The 19,065-nt window shown below is 72.7% G+C and carries 15 protein-coding genes; 12 read left to right on the top strand and 3 right to left on the bottom strand.

All coding sequences use genetic code 11. The annotated features are described in order from the left end of the window. Positions 1 to 345: 345 nt before the first annotated feature. A complete protein-coding gene (locus AC07D6_RS14895) occupies positions 346 to 1,866 on the top strand; it encodes a sodium:solute symporter family protein (protein ID WP_479044487.1) in 1,521 nt (506 codons plus the stop codon). On the opposite strand, the gene AC07D6_RS14890 is transcribed toward AC07D6_RS14895, so the two are convergent. Then, entirely contained in the window at positions 1,851 to 2,972 is a 1,122-nt protein-coding gene (locus AC07D6_RS14890; RefSeq protein ID WP_479044485.1) for an ADP-ribosylglycohydrolase family protein, read from the bottom strand. The genes AC07D6_RS14895 and AC07D6_RS14890 overlap by 16 nt on opposite strands. Positions 2,973 to 3,159: 187 nt before the next feature. On the opposite strand from AC07D6_RS14890, the gene AC07D6_RS14885 reads away from it, so the two are divergent. Genes AC07D6_RS14885 through AC07D6_RS14875 form a run of 3 tightly spaced genes read left to right on the top strand, consistent with a single transcriptional unit; the run spans position 3,160 to position 6,157 of the window. Further along, positions 3,160 to 4,242 carry an ABC transporter substrate-binding protein gene (locus AC07D6_RS14885; RefSeq protein ID WP_479044483.1) on the top strand — a complete coding sequence of 361 codons (1,083 nt, stop codon included), beginning with the start codon at positions 3,160 to 3,162 and terminating at the stop codon, positions 4,240 to 4,242. Beyond that, complete coding sequence (locus tag AC07D6_RS14880) at positions 4,242 to 5,348, top strand: FecCD family ABC transporter permease (RefSeq protein WP_315880350.1); 1,107 nt, start codon at positions 4,242 to 4,244, stop codon at positions 5,346 to 5,348. Before AC07D6_RS14885 ends, AC07D6_RS14880 begins: the two co-directional genes overlap by 1 nt. Then, positions 5,345 to 6,157, top strand: a complete 813-nt coding sequence (locus tag AC07D6_RS14875; RefSeq protein WP_315880349.1) for an ABC transporter ATP-binding protein — start codon at positions 5,345 to 5,347, stop codon at positions 6,155 to 6,157. The genes AC07D6_RS14880 and AC07D6_RS14875 overlap by 4 nt, the downstream gene beginning before the upstream one ends. A 122-nt stretch (positions 6,158 to 6,279) precedes the next feature. Here AC07D6_RS14875 and AC07D6_RS14870 read toward each other — a convergent pair whose 3' ends face one another. Further along, positions 6,280 to 7,020, bottom strand: a complete 741-nt coding sequence (locus tag AC07D6_RS14870) for a hypothetical protein (protein WP_479044478.1) — start codon at positions 7,018 to 7,020, stop codon at positions 6,280 to 6,282. Positions 7,021 to 7,568: 548 nt separating this feature from the next. Between AC07D6_RS14870 and AC07D6_RS14865 the strand changes: the two genes are divergently transcribed. From AC07D6_RS14865 to AC07D6_RS14845, 5 genes are all read left to right on the top strand, one after another. Beyond that, positions 7,569 to 8,240 (top strand): HAD family hydrolase, encoded by a 672-nt coding sequence (locus tag AC07D6_RS14865; protein WP_315880347.1) that lies wholly within the window; start codon positions 7,569 to 7,571, stop codon positions 8,238 to 8,240. A gap of 32 nt (positions 8,241 to 8,272) precedes the next feature. After that, complete coding sequence (locus AC07D6_RS14860; protein WP_315880346.1) at positions 8,273 to 9,250, top strand: L-tyrosine/L-tryptophan isonitrile synthase family protein; 978 nt, start codon at positions 8,273 to 8,275, stop codon at positions 9,248 to 9,250. Beyond that, positions 9,247 to 10,044 carry a TauD/TfdA dioxygenase family protein gene (locus AC07D6_RS14855; protein ID WP_479044475.1) on the top strand — a complete coding sequence of 266 codons (798 nt, stop codon included), beginning with the start codon at positions 9,247 to 9,249 and terminating at the stop codon, positions 10,042 to 10,044. The genes AC07D6_RS14860 and AC07D6_RS14855 overlap by 4 nt, the downstream gene beginning before the upstream one ends. A gap of 77 nt (positions 10,045 to 10,121) precedes the next feature. Then, on the top strand, positions 10,122 to 11,894 hold the full coding sequence (locus AC07D6_RS14850) for an NAD(P)/FAD-dependent oxidoreductase (RefSeq protein WP_479044472.1): 1,773 nt from the start codon (positions 10,122 to 10,124) through the stop codon (positions 11,892 to 11,894). A 160-nt stretch (positions 11,895 to 12,054) separates the two neighbouring features. Continuing rightward, a complete protein-coding gene (locus AC07D6_RS14845; RefSeq protein ID WP_479044469.1) occupies positions 12,055 to 13,554 on the top strand; it encodes an FAD-binding oxidoreductase in 1,500 nt (499 codons plus the stop codon). Positions 13,555 to 14,122: 568 nt separating this feature from the next. On the opposite strand, the gene AC07D6_RS14840 is transcribed toward AC07D6_RS14845, so the two are convergent. Beyond that, positions 14,123 to 15,595, bottom strand: a complete 1,473-nt coding sequence (locus tag AC07D6_RS14840; protein WP_479044466.1) for an MFS transporter — start codon at positions 15,593 to 15,595, stop codon at positions 14,123 to 14,125. Positions 15,596 to 15,988: 393 nt separating this feature from the next. Here AC07D6_RS14840 and AC07D6_RS14835 point away from each other — a divergent pair, with 393 nt between their 5' ends. Genes AC07D6_RS14835 through AC07D6_RS14825 form a run of 3 tightly spaced genes read left to right on the top strand, consistent with a single transcriptional unit; the run spans position 15,989 to position 19,064 of the window. Continuing rightward, entirely contained in the window at positions 15,989 to 16,237 is a 249-nt protein-coding gene (locus AC07D6_RS14835) for a hypothetical protein (RefSeq protein WP_315880341.1), read from the top strand. Further along, positions 16,234 to 18,567: a heavy metal translocating P-type ATPase gene (locus tag AC07D6_RS14830; RefSeq protein ID WP_315880340.1), complete on the top strand. Its 2,334-nt coding sequence runs from the start codon at positions 16,234 to 16,236 to the stop codon at positions 18,565 to 18,567. Before AC07D6_RS14835 ends, AC07D6_RS14830 begins: the two co-directional genes overlap by 4 nt. Beyond that, positions 18,564 to 19,064, top strand: coding sequence for a copper chaperone PCu(A)C (locus AC07D6_RS14825; protein WP_479044462.1), 501 nt, complete (start codon positions 18,564 to 18,566; stop codon positions 19,062 to 19,064). The genes AC07D6_RS14830 and AC07D6_RS14825 overlap by 4 nt, the downstream gene beginning before the upstream one ends. Position 19,065: the final 1 nt, after the last annotated feature.

The following is a 19,065-nucleotide window of genomic DNA, read 5'->3' as shown; positions in this document are numbered from 1 at the left end:
GCTTCTCCTCTTCCTCTCCCCTCCTCCTCTTCTCGGCCGCACGGGACCCGCATCCCGCGCGGCCGTCGTCGTGTACGCACGGCCGTGGAGGCCCTGACGAAGCGCCCGGTCATACTCCGCCGGGGCGCGCACCGACGACAACGGCCCCGATGGTCAAGAACAAGTAAAGTCGTTCTGCTTGGTGACCTGCGTTCACATCCTTGACCCTGAAAGGTCTTGACCGGTCCCTCGAACGGAGGGTTCAATCCCCGAGAATCCCCCGCTCCCGCACGGGGGAAACCGCTTACTCAAGCCGCACTGACGAAGTGGCGTGGTGTTCACAAGGCGGACCCCCGGAGGGGACACATGAACAGTCTCGACTGGGCCGTGCTCATCGGCTACTTCGGCGTCATGGTGGCGATCGGGCTCTGGTCGCACAAACGAATCGACGACGTCGGGGACTTCTTCACCGCGGGCGGGCGGATGCCCTGGTGGCTGTCCGGCATCTCCCACCACATGTCGGGCTACAGCGCCGTCATGTTCACCGGCTACGCCGGCATCGCGTACACCTACGGCATCACCTCGTACGTCACCTGGTCCTTCCCCATCGCCATCGGCATCGCCATCGGGGCGAAGCTGTTCGCGCCCCGGCTCAACCGGCTGCGCTCCCGGCTGGGCGTGGCCTCGCCCCTGGAGTACCTGAAGAACCGTTACGACCTGCGCACCCAGCAGGCCCTCGCCTGGTCCGGGGTGCTGCTGAAGATCGTCGACGTGGGCGCCAAGTGGGCGGCCATCGCGACCCTGCTCTCCGTCTTCACCGGGATCTCCCTCAACCAGGGCATCCTCATCACCGGCGTCATCACCGGCATCTACTGCACCGTCGGCGGACTGTGGGCCGACGCGCTCACCGAACTCGGCCAGTTCATCATCCAGTTCTTCGCCGGCATCGCCATGCTCGTCGCGGTCCTCGCCGAGCTCGGCGGGTTCAGCGCCCTGTGGACCGTGTGGGACCGGCCCGAGCTCCAGGGGCACGCCGAGCCGACCGCCGGCCCGTACACGCTGACGTTCCTGCTCGCGTACCTCTTCATCAAGACCTTCGAGTACAACGGCGGCATGTGGAACCAGGCCCAGCGCTACATGGCCACGCCCAACGCCCACGCGGCCACCCGGTCCGCGTGGCTGTCGTCCGTGCTGTGGCTGATCTGGCCGCTCGTCCTGTTCTTCCCCATGTGGGTCGCGCCGCTGCTGGTGACGCCGGAGAAGCCGGACGCCTCCGACTCGTACGCCCTGATGACCGAGCAGCTCCTGCCGCACGGCCTGCTGGGTCTGGTCATCGTCGGGTTCTTCTCCCACACGATGGCGATGTGCTCCTCCGACGCCAACGCCATCGCCGCCGTCTTCACCCGCGACATCATGCCCGTCCTGTCGAAGGCCGCCCGCTCCTGGACGCACCGGGCCGGGCTGATCGCGGCGCGCTGGTCGACCGTCGCGTTCCTGGCGCTCTCCATGGCCATCGCCACCCAGGTCAACTCGCCCACGTTCAAGGACATCATCACCGTCGTCATCAAGTGGGTGGCCGGGCTGATGGGGCCGATCGCGATCCCGTTCATGCTCGGCATGCTGCGCGCCTTCCGCCGGTCCGGGCCGACCGCCGCGCTCGTCTCGTGGGCCGCCGGGCTGTTCGCCTTCTGGCTCACCAACTACGGTCTCGACGGGATCGAGTTGCAGATCCAGATCGTGTCGCCGGTCGCCACGTCGCTCGTCCTGTATATCCTCATCGGCTACCTCAAGCCGGAGGACACCCCCGAACGGGACGCCGTGCTCGAACAGATCAACACGGAGGCCCCCGACACCGCCCCCGCCCCCGCCGTTCAACCGCGCGGGTAGCGGGCCAGCCAGCCCGGCGCGGCCGTCGACGGACCGTGCAGCGCCGGGCCCTGCGTCATCTCCATCGCGAAGTCGTCGGCCAGCTCCAACAGTGTGGACCGCCCTTCCAACTCGGCCAGCCAGGCCGGCGGCAGGGCGGTCTCGCCGTGCAGGGCCCCCAGCAGGGCACCCGTCAGCGCGCCCGTCACCTCCGACGGGCCGTCGTGGTTCACGGCCAGCCGCAGCCCGTGCCGCACGTCCTCGCCGACCAGGGCGCAGTACACGGCAATCGCCAGGGCGTCCTCCGCCGACTCCCCGTCCGTGTCGCCCAGCGACGCGATCCGGTCCGGGGACGGCACCCCCTGGCGCACGGCGGCCACAGCCCGCTCCAGGGCGCCGGTGACCGGCTCGTGGCCGGGCCGGGCCGCCAATTGCGCCACCGCGGCCCGCACCGCCGACTCGACGCCTTGGCCGCGCGCCACCCCGTGCACCACCACCGCGTACGCGCCGGCCGCCAGGTAGGCGACCGGGTGGCCGTGGGTCTGCGTCGCGCACTCCACGGCGAGCTGGCACACCAGGTGCGGCTCCCACCCGACCAGCAGCCCGAACGGCGCGGACCGGACGAGCGCGCCCGCGTCCCGCGCCCCCGGGTTCTTCGGCGCCGCCGGGGTGCCCGGGACGTCGTCGGCGAGGCCCGTCAGGCAAGCGCGGGCCGGGTCGCGGCGGGTGTACAGCCACTCCTGGGAGGCGAGCCAGCCGTTGTCCTCGCGCCGCTCGTCGGGCCCCCAGTCCCGCTGGGTCGCCGCCCAGCGCAGGTACGCGCGGTGCAGGTCGGTCGGCGGGTGCCAGACGCCCGTGTCGCGGCGCACCTGGGCGCGGATCAGGCCGTCCACGGTGAACAGGCTGAGCTGCGTCGCGTACGTGACGGCGCCGCGCCGCCCGTGGACCGGCACCAGGTCGGTGAGCCCGTCGGCGCCGTGGGCGTCGCGGACGGCCTCGACGGGCAGTCGGGCCACGCAGGCGCCGAGGGCGTCGCCGACGGCCCCGCCGAGCAGGCAGCCCCGTACGCGGGCGCGGTAGTCCTGCTGTTCGACCCGGCCCCAGACGGCTGCCGCTGTGGTACTCACCGAGAGGCCCCTCCCCCACGACGTGACTCCGGCGCAGCACTGTAATCGAACGGCCGCCTTCCGCAGGAGGCCGTTCGGGAAGGGGTTCCACGGACGGGCGAACCCGCCGGGAACTCCACGGGAAGCCGCGCCGACTACTTGTCCGGGGTCGTTCTCCGGCCCGAACGGCAAGGAAGGGTCAACAGTGGTGAGGCAACCTCGCGTGCGGTGCGGGATCGCGGCCGTCCTGGCGTTCGCCGCGGTCGGCTGCGGCTCGGACGGCGGTGGCTCCGCGTCGTCCGGCGGCGCGACCGGGGGAGCGGGCGCCACCGCCGGCTTCCCCGTGCAGGTGACGGACTGCGAGGGCGGTCGCACGACGGTCGAGTCGGCGCCCCGCGCGATCGTCACCAGCAACGCCGCCGCCCTGGAGCTGCTGCTGCGGCTCGGCGCGGGCGACAGGGTCGTCGGCACCGGCTTCCCGCCCGGCAAGGGCACCCTCCCCGGGGAGCTGGACGCGCAGGCGCAGAAGGTCCCGGTGCTGAGCCGGACCGTCATCCCGAAGGAGAAGCTGCTCGGCTCCGGCGCCGACCTGTACATCGACACGTTCGCCTCGGCGAACCGCGGCGGGCACGGCATGGGCGACAAGCCGACCGAGAAGGAGTTCCGCGCGGCCGGCATCACGCACGTGTACCTGAAGTCGACGGCGTGCGCCGCCGCGGCGAAGGCCCCCGTGACCGACCTCACCGCGGTCACCGGGGACATCGAGACCCTCGGCGCCGTGACGGGTACGTCCGACAGGGCGGCGGAGCTCGTCGCGGAGATGAACCGGAAGGTCGCGGCCGTCCAGAAGGCCCTCGGCCCGACGCCGGAGAAGGACCGGCCGACGTACTTCTTCTTCGACTACGACGCCGGTACCAAGCAGCCCATCGCGGTCTGCAACCGGCAGGTCGCGAACGCGGTCATCACCCTGGCGGGCGCCCGGAACGTCTTCGCCGGCTGTGACGATACGTTCCAGCAGGTCGGCTGGGAGGACGTGGTCTCCGCCGATCCCGACTGGATCCAGCTGGCCGTCCGCGACCGGGGCAGCGCCGCCGCCACCGAGAAGGCGTTCGACGAGGCCCGCGCCTGGCTGGAGGGCAACGCGGCGACGCGCGGCCTCAAGGCCGTCAAGGAGGGCAAGTACCTGCGGATCGGGTCCGAGGCGACGACCATCGCCGGGGTGCGCAACGCCGACACGGTGGAGAAGATCGCCTCGACGCTGTACCCGAGCAAGGTGAAGGCCGGACGGTAATGCCGACAGTGGAGGCGAACGCGCAGACCACCCCCGCCCGCACGGGGCCGGACCACACGCCTGGCAGGGCGCCCGGGGTCCGGCACGTGCGGGCCGGGGTCCTCGCCACCGTGCTGGGTGCGGCGCTGCTCGCCGCGCTCACGTTCGCCGTGGCGTGGGGGTCGACGGACGTGCCTCCGCGCGAGGTGTGGTCGGTGGTGCTGCGGCGGCTGTCCGGCGAGGCGCCCCGGCCGGGCACGTCGGACCTGATCATCTGGCAGCTCCGCCTCCCCCGGGCCCTGCTGGCCGCCGTCGTCGGCGCGGGGCTCGGCCTCGTCGGCACGGCGGTGCAGGCGCTCGTCCGGAACCCGCTCGCCGACCCGTACCTGCTCGGCATCTCCTCCGGCGCGTCGCTCGGCGCGGTGGGCGCCCTGGTGCTGGGCCTGGGCGCGGGCGGCGCGCTCGGGCTCGGCACGTCGGGCGCCGCGTTCGCCGGGGCGCTGGCCACGTTCGCGCTCGTGTGGCTGATCGCGCGGCGCGGAGGCGGTTTCTCGCCGCTGCGGCTGGTCCTGGCGGGGGTGGGCATCGGCCAGTTCCTGACCGGGTTCACCAGCTACCTCGTCCTCCAGGCCGGGGACGAGCAGCAGACGCAGGGCGTGCTGTTCTGGCTGATGGGCAGCCTCGGCGGGGCGAGCTGGGAGACCCTCGCCGTGCCGGCCGCGGCCGTACCGGTGGCACTGCTGCTGCTCCTGGCGCGGGCCCGGGCGCTGAACACGATGATGATGGGCGACGAGACGGCGGCGGGGCTCGGGGTGAGCCCGGCGCGGCTGCGGCGCGAGCTGTTCGTGGTCACCAGTGTGCTGACCGGGGTGCTCGTCGCGGTGTCCGGGGCGATCGCCTTCGTCGGCCTGATGGTGCCGCACGCCTGCCGGCTCCTCGTCGGTGCGGACCACCGGCGGCTCCTGCCCGTGTCGGCGCTGTTCGGGGCGGTGCTGCTCGTCGTCGTCGACATCGTGTGCCGTACGGCGCTGGACACGCAGGAGCTGCCGGTCGGCGTGGTCACGTCCCTGATCGGCGCGCCCGCGCTGCTGTACCTGCTCGACCGGCGCCTCGGGAGGAACGCGTGAACATCGCCATCGAGGAGCTGAGCGTCGCCTACGCGGGCCGGGCCGTCGTGTCGGGTGTCCACCTGATCGCGGCGGACGGTGAGATCGCGGGGCTCGTCGGGCCGAACGGCAGCGGCAAGTCGAGCGTGCTGCGCACCGTGTACCGGCACCTGCGGCCGGCGGCCGGCCGGGTGTTGGTCGACGGGCGCGACGTGTGGGGCCTGACCCCCGTACAGGTGGCGCGGTGCGTGGCGGCGCTGCCGCAGGAGCGGACCAGCGACTTCGAGCTGACGGTCGGCGACATCGTCATGATGGGCCGCACCCCGTACAAGGGGCCGTTCTCCGGGGAGGACGCGACCGATCGGGCCGTGGTGGCGCGGGCGCTGGAGCGGGTCGGGATGGGAGAGGCGCGGGGCCGGTCGTTCTCGGCGCTGTCCGGGGGCGAGCGGCAGCGGGTGCTGCTGGCGCGGGCGCTGGCGCAGGACCCGGACGTCCTGGTGCTGGACGAGCCGACGAACCACCTGGACGTCCTGCACCAGGTGGAGCTGCTGGCGCTGCTGCGGGAGCAGCGGCGCACGACGCTCGTGTCGCTGCACGACCTGAACGCGGCGGCGTCGGTGTGCGACCGGCTGCACGTGCTGCACCGGGGGCGGGTCGTGGCGTCGGGGACGCCGCGGGAGGTGCTGACGCCCAAGCTGCTGGCGGAGGTGTTCGGGGTGCGGGCCGCGGTGGTGGAGCACCCCTTGACGGGTGACCCGCTGATCGCCTTCGACCACCGCTCCCCCGCGGCGGCGGCCCCGCCCCTGACCACGGAGGCGGTGGCCCCGTGACCCCCGGCCGCGCCGTGTCCGCCGCCCCGGCCGCGGGCATGCGCGCGCCCCTGCGGACCCGCCCCGTCCCGTGGGGCGTCCGCCCGCGGCCGGCCGGCGGGCGGGACCCGCGGGGGCCGGGGTCAGGTGGCTTCCCGGGGGGCCGCCGCGCGGGCGCGCATGGTGGCGAGGACGTCGTCGCGGTCGTAGTAGACCTGGCGTCCGTCCTTGCGGCGCCGCCACCGGTGCGTGTTGGCCAGCCAGTACACCGTGCCGGAGGCGATGCGCCAGCCGGTGGAGATGTCCTGCGCGGTCAGCCCCGCCGCGCCGCGTCCCGGGCGCGACGGCGTCTCGTGCAGGGTGTGCCACAGCTCCGGGGACCAGGTGTGCCCGCGCTCGGCGGTGCACGTGATCGCGGCCCGGCCGGACGGCGACGTTCCGGAGCCGAGGTGCGCGACGAGCGTGCCCCGGCAGCCGGGGCGCACGCACGGCCCGACCACCATGTGCCGGTCGGTGCGCCCGGACAGCACGCCCCAGGCGGACGTGACCAGTTCATCGGTCTCGGCCACGAGGTCCGCCGCCGCCTCGTGCCCGGCCAGCCATCCGGAGTGGTGGCTGAGGAAGGCCAGCAGGGCGACGGTGTTGCGGGTCGGGGCCTGGACGCCCCGCCCTTCCCGGACCACGGCGGCCCAGCTCGCCAGCGTCCGGCGGATGCGGTCCCTGACGTCGACGGCGCGGCTGTTGAGCGGGATGCCGGGGGTGCCGCGTTCCCGGACCCGCTCGACCACCCCTTGTGGGGGCCGGGCCGAGGTCAGGGAGTGGGTGAGTTCGTTGTACAGCTCTCCAAGGGCCACCAGGTTCTTGGTGATCCGCCGGCGGGTCACCTGCGCGCTCGTGCTATAGGCAGGAATAGAGGCACATGGCATAGGGCATCCTCTGCAGGCGTATGACGACAGCATCATGAGCCTGAGGCTCCGGGCTACCAGGTCGATACCGTTCCGTTCCCGCTCGCCGGTGTCGGTGGACGACCCTTGACAAAAGCCTGTGGCCGCCAAGAGGATGGGCCTCAGGTTGGTGTTTCATGTCCGGTTCGGACAGCACCTCCCGGGGGCCTCCAGGTTTTTCGCGTAAACAACGCGTAAAACGATGATGAACCACATCCGTTGACTTTTCGTTCGCACATATCCCCAGCTCAGCTGGGGTGTTCAGCATGCACGCGGGGCGCCACGGCGTCCCTTTCGTTCTTCCCGGACACGCCGCCGACACGCCCGGCGAGCCCCTTTGACATACGCCCCGCCGGGCCGTTCCCTCGTCGTGGCCGGAAGCGACCCGCCGGGCGGTATTGATATTCCCGCCGGCTCCGTACCAGCATCGAGGAATTGAGGCCGACATCACTACGCGCACGGAAACCACGGAAACCGGCTTCCGAACCGTGGACACAGTCCTTTTTGATCTCGACGGCACCCTGGTCGACACGCTGGACGACATCGTCCGCGCGGTGAACGCGGCCCTGCGCGACCACGGCCTTCCGGTCCTGTCCCGAGCGGAGGTCAGGGACCGGGTGGGCGAGGGCGGTACGGCGCTGATCGACGCGTCCGTACGCAAGTCCGGGCGCGCCGTGGGCCCCGCCGTCGTGGCCCGCGCCCAGGAGGCGTACCTGACCGGTTACGCCGCCTCGCCCGCCGAGGGGTCCCGGCCGTACCCGGGCGCCGAGGCGCTGCTGGAGCGGCTGCGCGCGGCGGGTGTCCGCACCGCGCTGTGCACCAACAAGGCCGGCGGCGTCACCGGTGAGCTGCTCAAGGCGCTGCGCCTCGACGGCTGCTTCGACGCGGTCGTCACCGGGGACGGCCCGGCCGGGCGCAAGCCGTCGCCCGAACCCCTGCACCACGCGCTGAAACTGGCCGGCGGCACGGCCGGTCTCATGGTGGGCGACAGCCGCCACGACCTCGCCGCCGCCCGGGCCGCCGGCATGCCCGCGGCCTGGGTGAGCTTCGGATACGGACGGCCGGGGCCCGCCCAGGCCCCGGATCTGGAGCTGGCCCGCCTCGACGCGCTGGAGACCACCGCGCACACCGCACGCATCCGGTTCCACACGATCCGATGACCGAACCCCACTTATCCCTCAAGGAGGGAACGATGTCCGGTTCACCCGCGGACGACATTCTCCGCCTGGTCTTCTCGTTCCGCCGCCTCGCCCACGGGCCGGCCGACAGCGCCTGCGCCACCGGGACGTGCGAGGAGTGCTTCGCGCTGCACCGGCCGAAGGTCGAGCGTTTCATCGAACAGGGCGTTCCCATCCACTTCGTGATCCCGGCGTTCCCCGCCAAGTCGCCCAACCCGGAGAAGGTGCTCGGCACGCTCCCGGACATGGCGGAGCGGGTGTCGCTGGAGTTCCTCCAGGAGTTGTGCGACTACACCCGCCACTACTACGAGCCGGGCGCGCGCATCACCATCTGCTCCGACGGCTACGTCTTCAGCGACCTCGTCGGCGTCCCCGACGAGGTCGTCCGCGCGTACGGCGCCGAACTGGACTTGTTACTCCGGGCGATCGGCGCGGACGCGATCAACACGTACGGCCTGGAGGACGCGTTCCCCGGCTTCCCCTACGACGAGCAGCGGGCCATGCTCACCAGCCAGTACGCCGTCCCCGTCGAGGACGTGCGCGCCCGCGCCCTCGCGGACCCGGCCGCGCGGAACATCTTCGGCGGGATACACCGGTTCCTCTTCGAGGACCGGATGGCCCTGAGCACCGGCCGCAGCCGCAACAGCGTCCGCGAGGAGACCAAGTCCCTCGCGTACCAGGTGATCCAGCGCAGCGACGCGTGGAGCAACCTCGTCGAGGACTTCTTCCCCGAGGCGCTGCGGCTCTCCATCCACCCGCAGGTCAGCCACTCCGCCAAGATCGGCATCCACATGATGCGGACGAAGGACAACTGGCTGACCCCCTGGCACGGCGTGGCGCTCGACGACGGCGATGGAGTGCGCCTCGTCAAGCGCCACGAGGCGGAGAAGCTCGGCGCGACGCTCGTCATGCGCGGCGGCCGGGTCAGCCACTACATCGCCCCGAACGTCTCGTCATCCCTCAAGCCGCTGATCGAGGAGGTCGCGTCATGACCGAGTACACCGTCACCGCCCTCAAGCCGTTCGGTGCCGTCGTCGAGGCCCGGCAGGAGGGCACCGACCTCGGCGAGGTCGACCTGGACGCCGTCCGCGCGCTGGTCGGCGAGCACCGCGTGGTCGTCCTGCGCCGGTTCCGGACCTGGGCGCACAAGGACGAGCTCGTCGCGTACGCGCGGCGCTGGGGCGACCTGCTGTCCTGGAACTTCGGCGAGGTCCTCGACCTGGAGGTGCACGCCGACCCCAAGGACTACGTGTTCACGCCGGGCCCCGTGCCCTACCACTGGGACGGGGCGTTCGCGGAGAAGACGCCCACGCACCAGATCTTCCAGTGCGTGAAGGCGCCGGCCCGCGACACCGGCGGCCGTACGACGTTCTGCGACACCACGATGGTCCTGGACGCGCTGCCCGCCGAGAAGCGCGCCCAGTGGGAGGCGCTGAACGTCACCTACCGCAAGGAGAAGACGGCGCACTACGGCGGGCACATCACCGCCCCGCTCGTGCAGTCGCACCCGCACACCGGCGTGCCGATCATCCGGTACGCCGAGCCGCTGGACCCCGAGGAGTTCCTCAGCCCCCTCTTCCTCGACGTGGAGGGGCTGCCGGAGGACACCGACGCGGAGGCGTTCTTCGCCGACATCCGAGAGCGCCTGTACTCCCCGGACGTGATGTACCAGCACGCGTGGGAGGACGGTGACTTCGTCATCACCGACAACCACGCCCTGCTGCACGGCCGTACCGCGTTCACCCAGGGCTCGCCGCGCCACCTTCGGCGCGTGCACGTCCTGTGAGCACCACAGGTACCACCCGTACTACCCGTACCACTCGCACCATCCGTACTGCATCGGACAACGAGAGGCGAGACTTGATGCGACCGTACTACGACGTGGTGATCATGGGTGGCGGCCCGGGCGGGTCGTCGCTCGCCGCCCTGCTCATGCGGCAGGGCGGTCTCAGCGTCGCCGTGTTCGAGAAGGAGGAGTTCCCCCGCGAGCACATCGGGGAATCCTTCGCCCACCCGCTGATACCCGTCCTGGAAGAGACCGGGGCGCTGGAGAAGGTCCTGGCCAGCGACTGTTGGGTGAAGAAGTTCGGCGGCATATTCCAGTGGCGCGGACAGGACCCGCACGTCGCGTTCTTCGACCACTTCAACACCGTCCGCGACGGCGCGTACCGCTGGGCGATCCACGTCAACCGGTCCGAGTTCGACAAGATCCTGCTCGACCACGCCCGCGACCTGGGCGCCGAGGTGTTCGAGGGCACGGCCGTCTCGGACTGCACGCTGCTGCCCGACGGCGAGGGCCAGGAGGTCACCCTCAAGGACGGCCGCACGGTCCGCGCCGGGTTCTTCGTCGACGCCTCGGGCCGCCGCAACAGCATCGTCACCAAGAAGCGGCGCGAGTGGCTGTCCGGCTACCGGAACATCGCCATCTGGCAGCACTACCTCGGCGGCAAGCCGACGCAGACGCTGGAGGGCGACTGGAACATCTTCCGCGAGGGGGACATGTCCCCGATCGGCTGCTTCGCGTTCCGCGACGGCTGGTGCTGGTACATCCCCGTCCGGAAGGTCATCGACGGGAAGCGGGTGACCACCCACTCGATCGGCATCGTCACCGACCCGAACATCCTCAAGCAGCCGGGCACCGACTTCACCGACCCGGAGGTGTTCCTCCGCACGGTCAAGGAGGTGCCGAAGCTCAAGGAACTCATCCAGGACGTCACGCCGATCGACAACAAGATGCTGACGGCCACCAACTACTCGATGATCAACGACAAGTTCGCCGACTACGAGGGCCGCTGGATCCTGCTCGGCGACGCCTCGTACTTCGTCGACCCGCTGTTCTCCTCCGGTGTCGCCTTCGCCACCAACCAGGCCCGCGCCGCCGCCGCGCTGATCCGCGAGACGCGCCGCGAGGGCCTGAGCGAGGCCGAGGTGCGGGGCCTGTGGAAGGACTACGACACCGAGTGGCACGGCATGGCGTCGTCCTTCGCGCTCTCCATCGACCAGTGGTACTACGCCATCGGCAAGGACAACCCGGAGAGCGTGTACTGGAACAGCCGCGGCACCGAGGGCCCCGCGGGCCCCGACCACGAGGCGACGTTCCAGGCGCTGCTCAACACGGCGTTCACCCCGGACCTCCTCCAGGTGCTGACGCAGGGCGAGGGCCTGTCGGCGCTCGACGTGAACGGCCCGTTCATGGCCGCGTACGCCGAAGCCAACGACCTGCGACTGGACGCCGAGACGAAGGTGTCCCTCAAGGAGAACGTCGCCGTCCTCCAGGGCCCCGCGCTGGACATCCCCGGCTTCAAGGCGGCGATCCCGCCGAACCCGGACCTCATGCCGGCGGAGGAGCAGAAGGCCATCGCCGACTACTGGGACGACCCGGTCCGCAACGGCGACCTCGTCGAGTCGCCGCTCGACCGGACGCTCCCCGCCCACCGGTTCTACTTCACCGACGACCCCGAGGGCACGCAGGTCCGCGGCCTGGACGAGCGCGACGGAGCGGCCGGCCTGTGGGAGCGGCTGCGCAAGGGCCCGGTGCTCTGGCACGAGCTGGTCCAGGACCTCGACGAGGGCCAGCAGCGGCTCCTGAAGCGGCTGCTGCACGCCGGGATGCTGGACCTGGGCGCCCGCGCCTGACGGGCGGACGCACCACGACAGCACCCGAGGCACCACCCGTACCACCGCACCACCGGTAAGACCCGCGTCGCCGCCGCCCGCCCCGCCCGCCGCAAGCCGGGCGGGCGGGCGGCGGCACGCGGTGCCGTCCAGGACGTTCCAGCAGAATGGTGAGGGTCGCATGGGACAGAACAGCAGGGCAGGCGACGAGCGAGCGGTCGCCCGATGGCGGGACATCGTGGGCGCCGACGCCGTCGCGGACGACGAGGCCACCCTGACGGCGGCCTCCCACAACACCTCGGCGTTCCCGTCACGCCGCGTGGTGGCCGTCCTGCGGCCCTCCGACCCCGACCAGGTCGCCCGGATCGTCCAGGTCGCCCGCGAGGAGAAGGTGCCGCTCCACCCGTACAGCACCGGCCGCAACTGGGGCCTCGGCTCCCGCCTCCCCGTACAGGACGGCTGCGCCCTGCTCGACCTGTCCGCGCTGAACCGCATCCGGGAAGTCGACACGACCGGCCGGTACGCCATCGTGGAACCCGGCGTCACCCAACTCCAGCTCGCCGACCACCTGGCCGCCCACGCCCCCGACCTGGTGGCCAACGTGACCGGCTCGTCCCCGCACTCCTCCGTCCTCGGCAACCTCCTGGAACGCGGAACGGGCTTCCGCCGCCACCGCGCCGACGAAGTACGCGGCCTGGAAGTCGTCCTCGGCACCGGACAGCGCATCCGCACCGGCCTGTGGGCCGGCGAGAGCACCCGCCAACTGCACCACTACGCACACGGCATCGGACCGCAGCTCGACGGACTGTTCCTCCAGTCGAACCTGGGCATCGTGACGGCCGCCGTCGTGGACCTGCTGCCCCGCCAGGAACACCTGCGCCTCCTGATGTTCACCCTCTCCGAAACGGCACTGCCCGGCGTGGTCGACGCGGTACGCGGACTGTTCCTGCGCGGCACCCTCCGATCCATCGTGCACATCTTCAACGACAAGCGAATCCTCGCCATGACGGACAGCGACCGCGTACCGACCTGGACGGGCGCCGTCGCCGTCGACGGCACGCAGGAACAGGTCGCCCTCGCCACCGCCGACGCCGAACGCACCCTGTCCGCCGCGGGCGCGACCGTACGGGTGATCGGCGCGGAAGACGCCGGACAACCCGACGCCGACCCCATCGTCACCGCCATGTACGACGTGCACACCGGCCGGCCCACCACCGCGTTCCTGCACGGCCTGTACCAGTCGGTTCCCGGCAAGGAGACCCCCGCCGACCCGGACGTCCTCGACGGAACCACCGTCGGCTACCTCGCCTGCATGCCGGTCGCCGCCGTCGACGGACAGACCGTCGCGGACCTCGTGGCCACCATCGAGAAGACCTGCGCGGACCACGGCCTCGTCCCGGCCATCGCCGTGAACCCCACCGGACCCGACTACCTGGAATCCGTCGTCAACCTGTACTTCGACCGCACCGACCCCGAACAGGAAGAATCCGCGCGGGCCTGCAACACCGAACTCCACCGGCGACTGTACGAAGACGGCTTCCGGTTCTACCGCGTCGGCGTCGAGACGATGGAAACGCTCACCACGTGGGACACCGCACCGTGGGAAGCGATCGGGCTGCTCAAGGACGCCCTGGACCCGGACGGCATCCTCTCCCCCGGACGGTACGCGCGGGTTTTCTAGGCTCGTTGCGCCTCCGGGGCGCGCACCCTTTTTTTGGGCTCGTTCCGCCTCCGGGGCGCTGTGAGCGGGTGTCGGGAGGGCGAACATGCTCAGCGCTCCGCGCCTGCGCGTGATCGCCCTCCCGACACCCGCGCGCCCCTTCGGCTCCACGAGCGGTCCATGGGGGCACCCTCCCCCTCCCGACCCACAGGGACCTCCAGCCCCACGAGTCGCGTGTGGCCGCCCTTCCGGCGCCCGCGCGCCCCTCCGGCCCTATACGGCCCAGGGGGGCACCCATCCCCTCCCGGCCCGCAGGGTCTTCGGGTCCCACGAGTCGCGCGCGGCCGCCCTTCCGGCACCCGCACGTCCCTCCGGCCCTATACGGCCCACGGGGGCACCCACCCCCTCCCGACCCACAGGGACCTCCAGCCCCACGAGTCGCGTGTGGCCATCCTTCCGGCGCCCGCACGTCCCTCCGGCCCTACGCGCGGCCCATGGGGGCACCCGCCCCCTCCCGGCCCGTGCGTCTCTTCGGTCCCGTGAGGGGGGCGTGGGCGGGGGTGCGGGGCTCGGCGGGCGGGGGTCGGGGTCAGCGTGTCGCCGGTTCCTGCGCCGGGGTCGGGGTCCCGGCCGGGGTCTCGGGCGGGGGGCCGGGACGGGTGCGGCGGCGCGTGACGAGGAGCAGGACGCACAGCCAGGCGGCGCTCGCGGAGATCACCAGTCCGTACCGGGCGCCGTCCGCGCCGCCCGCCAGGCCCCACGCGGCACCGGCCAGCGCCGGGCCCATCGCGAAGCCGAGGCTCCGGGAGAGCTGCACCAGCGACCCGGCGACACCCACGGCACGGGGCGGCGCGGCCGTCATCACGAGCGTCTGCGTCGGCCCGCCGTACAGGCCCATGCCGGCACCGGCGAGGGCGAGCCGCCAGGCGACGTCGGCCTGCGTCCAGTGGTCGCCGTTCAGGGCGAGCAGGGTGAGGCCGACAGCGGTCACACAGGCGCCGGTGATGGCGGTGGGGCGCGGCCCGTACCGGTCGGCGAGACGCCCGCCGAGCGGCCCCATCAAGCCCATGGCCAGCGGGAACGCGAGGACGGTGAGGCCGGTCGCGGTCGCGGAGAGGCCACTGTCGCTCTGCAGCCGCAGGGCGACCACGTAGTGCATGGCCGCGAACCCGGCGGCCAGCGCGAACACCGCGCCGTACACCCCGGCCACCCCCGACGCGCGGACCACGTCGAGGACCGGGCGGGCGGCGGGGCGGCGCGACCACCACACGAGGGGCGGTACGGCGGCGAGGCCCAGCAGCAGCCAGGCGGGCACCTCGGGTGCCAGGGTGAGGCCGAGGAGCAGCGCGGCGACGGCGCCGCCGACGAGCGCGGCGTCCGCCAGGGGCTGCCGGCCCGGCGCGACGAGCCCGCCGCGCCGGGGCAGGACGCGGGCCACGACGAACAGGGCGACCAGGCAGACGGGCAGCTTGACGAGCAGGACCGCCCGCCAGCCGAACGCGTCCAGCAGGACACCGCCGACGGCGGGCCCGGTGACGGCGCCCAGCGGGCCGAGCGTCGCGGGCACGCTCATCGCGCGCCCGCGCAGCGACGGCGGCACGGCGCGCATCACCAGAACGGGCATGAGGACGAACAGGAGGGCGCCGAAGGTGCCCTGGGCGATCCGGGCGACGGCGAGCCAGGCCATCCACGGGGCGAGCGCGGCGAGCAGCCCGCACAGCGAAAAACCGGATATCGCCAGCAGCAGCGCCGAACGCAGCCCCACACCGCCGCCCCCGCCACCCCGGCCGCCGTCCAGCCAGCGGCCGGCGGGCAGCAACAGGGACACGACGGCGAGCTGGTAGCCGAGGACCGCCCACTGCGCCATCGACGGGGAGACGTCCAGGTCGGTGGATATGGTGGCCAGCGCGATATTGACGACGTTCATATCGAGCATTGCCGTGAACGACAGGGCACCCGCGATGGCGACCAGGATCCACGGACTGCGGCCACCCGTTAACGGGTTCTCCGGCTTGCCCTGCTTCTCCGGCCCTGGTGCGACACCCTGTTCGTCGTGCGGCATTGCCCGTTCCTTTCGTGTCCGCCGTACGGCGGGTTCCATCCTCATAGTCGCAGGTGGCAGGTGGCGAGTTCCCCGGCTTTTCGGGACACGGCGGCCGGAAACCGGCGTCCTTCGGAGACAGTTGGCCGGAAAAACGGCGGAGACTTTCTCCAAGTAGTCGGCCCGCGGCCCGCACGGGTTCCCGGCGCGGAACGGGAGAATGCTCACGTGTGGTGTCCCCGCCGTGACGGGTGGATTCCGTGGCTTTTCGTGCCAGCATGAGAGTCCGGGCCGCGGGAAATCATCACCTCCCTCCGGCGGCCCGTCCCTTGTCGGCCCGTCAGCCGCGTGTCCGGGCCATCCCCCGTACCGGGAGTCGTGGCTGACGGGCGCTTGTTTCAGGAGCGGAACATCATGAAGGATGCCCGGCCCGGACAGGCCGCGCCCGACCGCCCGAGCGCCGCGACGCGCGGGCCGCTGCTGGGCCTGAGCGGGTTCCTGGCGCTGCTCGTGGCCCTGCTCGCGGTGTCGTACGCCGTCGGAACGCTCGCCGGGCCCGTCGCCCCCGGCCTCCACCCCGGAGACAGCCGCCCCGCCGAGACGACCGGCGGGGGCGGCGGGATGGACATGGGTGGCATGGACATGGAGGAGATGAGCCGATGACCGCGCCCGGACCCGTGGCCTCCGCCACGGTCACCACCGACCTCGCCATCGGCGGCATGACGTGCGGGGCGTGCGTCGCCCGCGTCGAGAAGGGGCTCGCGAAGCTGGAGGGCGTGGTGGCGTCGGTCAACCTCGCCACCCACACCGCCCGGGTCACGCACCCGCCGACGTACACCGTCCCCGACCTCGTCGCCGCCGTCGAGCGCTCCGGCTTCACCGCCGAGCCGCCGGCCCCGCCGAAGGCCGAGGAGGAGTCGGAGGCCGCCCGGCAGGAGCGCCGCGACCAGGAGGCCGCCGCCGAGGAGGCCGCGCAGCGGCAGCGGATGTGGGTGACCGTCGCGCTCTCCGTGCCCGTCCTGGCCCTCTCCATGATCCCCTCCCTGCAGTTCAGCAACTGGCAGTGGCTGTGCTTCGCGCTGACCGCGCCCGTCGTCTTCTGGAGCACCTGGCCGTGTCACGTGAAGGCGGTGCGGGGGCTGCGGCACGCGGCGTCCACGATGGACACGCTGGTCTCCCTCGGCACGATCGCGGCGTTCGCCTGGTCGACGTACGCGCTGTTCCTCGGCGGCGCCGGCGTGCCGGGCATGACGATGCCGTTCAGCCTGCTGCCCTCCCCGTCGGCGGACGTCGCGCACGTCTACCTGGAGGCGGCCGTCGCCGTACCGATGTTCGTGCTGACCGGGCGGTACCTGGAGGCGCGCGCCAAGCGCGGCACGGGCGCCGCGCTGCGGTCTCTGGCCGAGCTGGCCGCGAAGGACGTGGCGGTGCGCTGCGAGAAGTCGGGGCGCGAGCGGCGCGTCCCGGTGGACCAGCTCCGCGTCGGCCAGGTCTTCGTCGTACGGCCCGGGGAGAAGGTCGCCACGGACGGCGTGGTCGTCGAGGGCAGCTCGGCGCTCGACCTGTCGCTGGTGACCGGCGAGAGCGACCCCGTCGAGGTGGGTCCCGGCTCCCCCGCCGTCGGTGCCGCCGTCAACGCGGGCGGGCTGCTGCTCGTCCGGGCGACGGCGGTCGGCGAGGACACGCAACTGGCCCGCATCACCAGGCTGGTGACGAACGCGCTCGCCGGCAAGGCCAGGGCGCAGCGCGTCGCCGACCAGGTCGCCGGGGTGTTCGTGCCGGTCGTGCTGGCGCTGGCGGTGACGGTGCTGGGCTTCTGGCTGGGCGCCGGGGCCGACGCGCAGGTCGCCGTGACGGTCGCCGTGGCCGTACTGGTCGTCGCCTGCCCGTGCGCGCTGGGCCTCGCCACGCCGACGGCGCTCCTCGCCGCCACCGGGCGCGGCGCCCAGCTGGGCATCCTCGTCAGCGGGCCGCGCGCCCTGGAGACCCTGCGCAACGTCGACACGGTCGTCCTCGACAAGACCGGCACGCTGACGACGGGCAAGCTGAAGGTCACCGGCGTCACCCCGCTGAGCGGGGCGCACCGCGACGACGAGCGGCGCGAGGTGCTGCGGCTCGCCGGCGCCGTGGAGCAGGGCTCCGACCACCCGCTGGGCCGGGCCGTCGTCGCGTACGCCCGCCGGACGCTCGGCGAGGACGCCCTGCCGCGGGTCGACGACTTCGCCTCCACGACCGGGGTCGGTGTCGCCGGCCGGGTCGACGGGCGGCGCGTCGAGGTGTGCGCGCCCGGCGACGAGGTGCTGCCCGAGCCGCTGGCCGGGGCGCTCACCGCCGCCGAGGAGGCCGCGCACACGCCGGTCCTCGTCAAGGTGGACGGCACGACGCAGGCCGTGATCGCGCTGGGCGACACGCTGCGGCCGGGCGCGTACCGGGCCGTGGAGCGGATGCGCAGGCTGGGCCTGCGGCCCGTCCTGGCCACCGGTGACCGGGACGCCACCGCCCGCGCCGTCGCGGCGGAGCTCGGCATCCCGGAGGCGGACGTCCACGCCCGCTGCACGCCCGAGGACAAGGCGGCGCTGGTCGCCGGGTTGAAGGCGGAGGGCCGCCGGGTCGCCGTCATCGGCGACGGCGTCAACGACACGGTCGCCCTGGCCGGCGCGGACCTGGGCATCGCCATGGGCGGCGGTACGGACGCGGCGATCGGCGCGGCGGACGTGACGCTGGTCCGGGAGGACATCGAGGCCGTCGCGGACTCCGTGATGCTGGCCCGCCGCACGCTCGGCACGATCCGGATGAACCTGGTGTGGGCCTTCGGGTACAACGTCGTCACCATCCCGCTGGCGGCGACCGGCTGGCTCAACCCGATGGTGGCGTCGGCCGCCATGTCGGTGAGCTCCGTCATCGTCGTCACCAACAGCCTGCGGCTGCGCGGCTGGCAGCCGAGGCGCCCGTCGGGGAACGCGCGCCGCCGCGTTTCGGAGGCACGCGCATGAGGGCCCTGCGGGACCGGGTCGAGCGGGTCGTGCCCGCGCTGTCCGCCGTCGTGGCGAGCGCGCTCGCGCTCGGCGGGCTCACCGCCTGGACGGCGGCGGGCGCGGCGGGCTCCCCGGCGGAGCTGGAGGTCACCCACGCGCGGCTCCTCCAGCCGTTCCCGGGGCGGGAGAGGACGGCGGTCGTCTTCACCGTGGTGAACTCCGGCAACGCCGACGACCGGCTGACGTCCGTGACCTCCCCGGCGATCAGCGAGGCGATGCTGTCCCGGGACGCGGACGCGGGCGAGGCGGCGGCCCGGATGCAGATGATCGCCTCCGTGGAGGTGCCGGCGCGGGGCACGCTGGAGATGACGCCGTACGGCACGGACGTGATGGTGGAGCTGCGGGCCCCGGTGGAGCTGGGCCAGCGGATCCCGTTCACCCTGCGCTTCGAGCAGAGCGGCCCCGTCACCGCGGAGGCCCTGGTGGTCCGCCACACGGAGTGGGCCGCCCGCTGAC

It is taken from the genome of Streptomyces sp. NPDC045287 (assembly GCF_056432325.1).
This window is presented reverse-complemented; position numbering and strand designations above follow the sequence as displayed.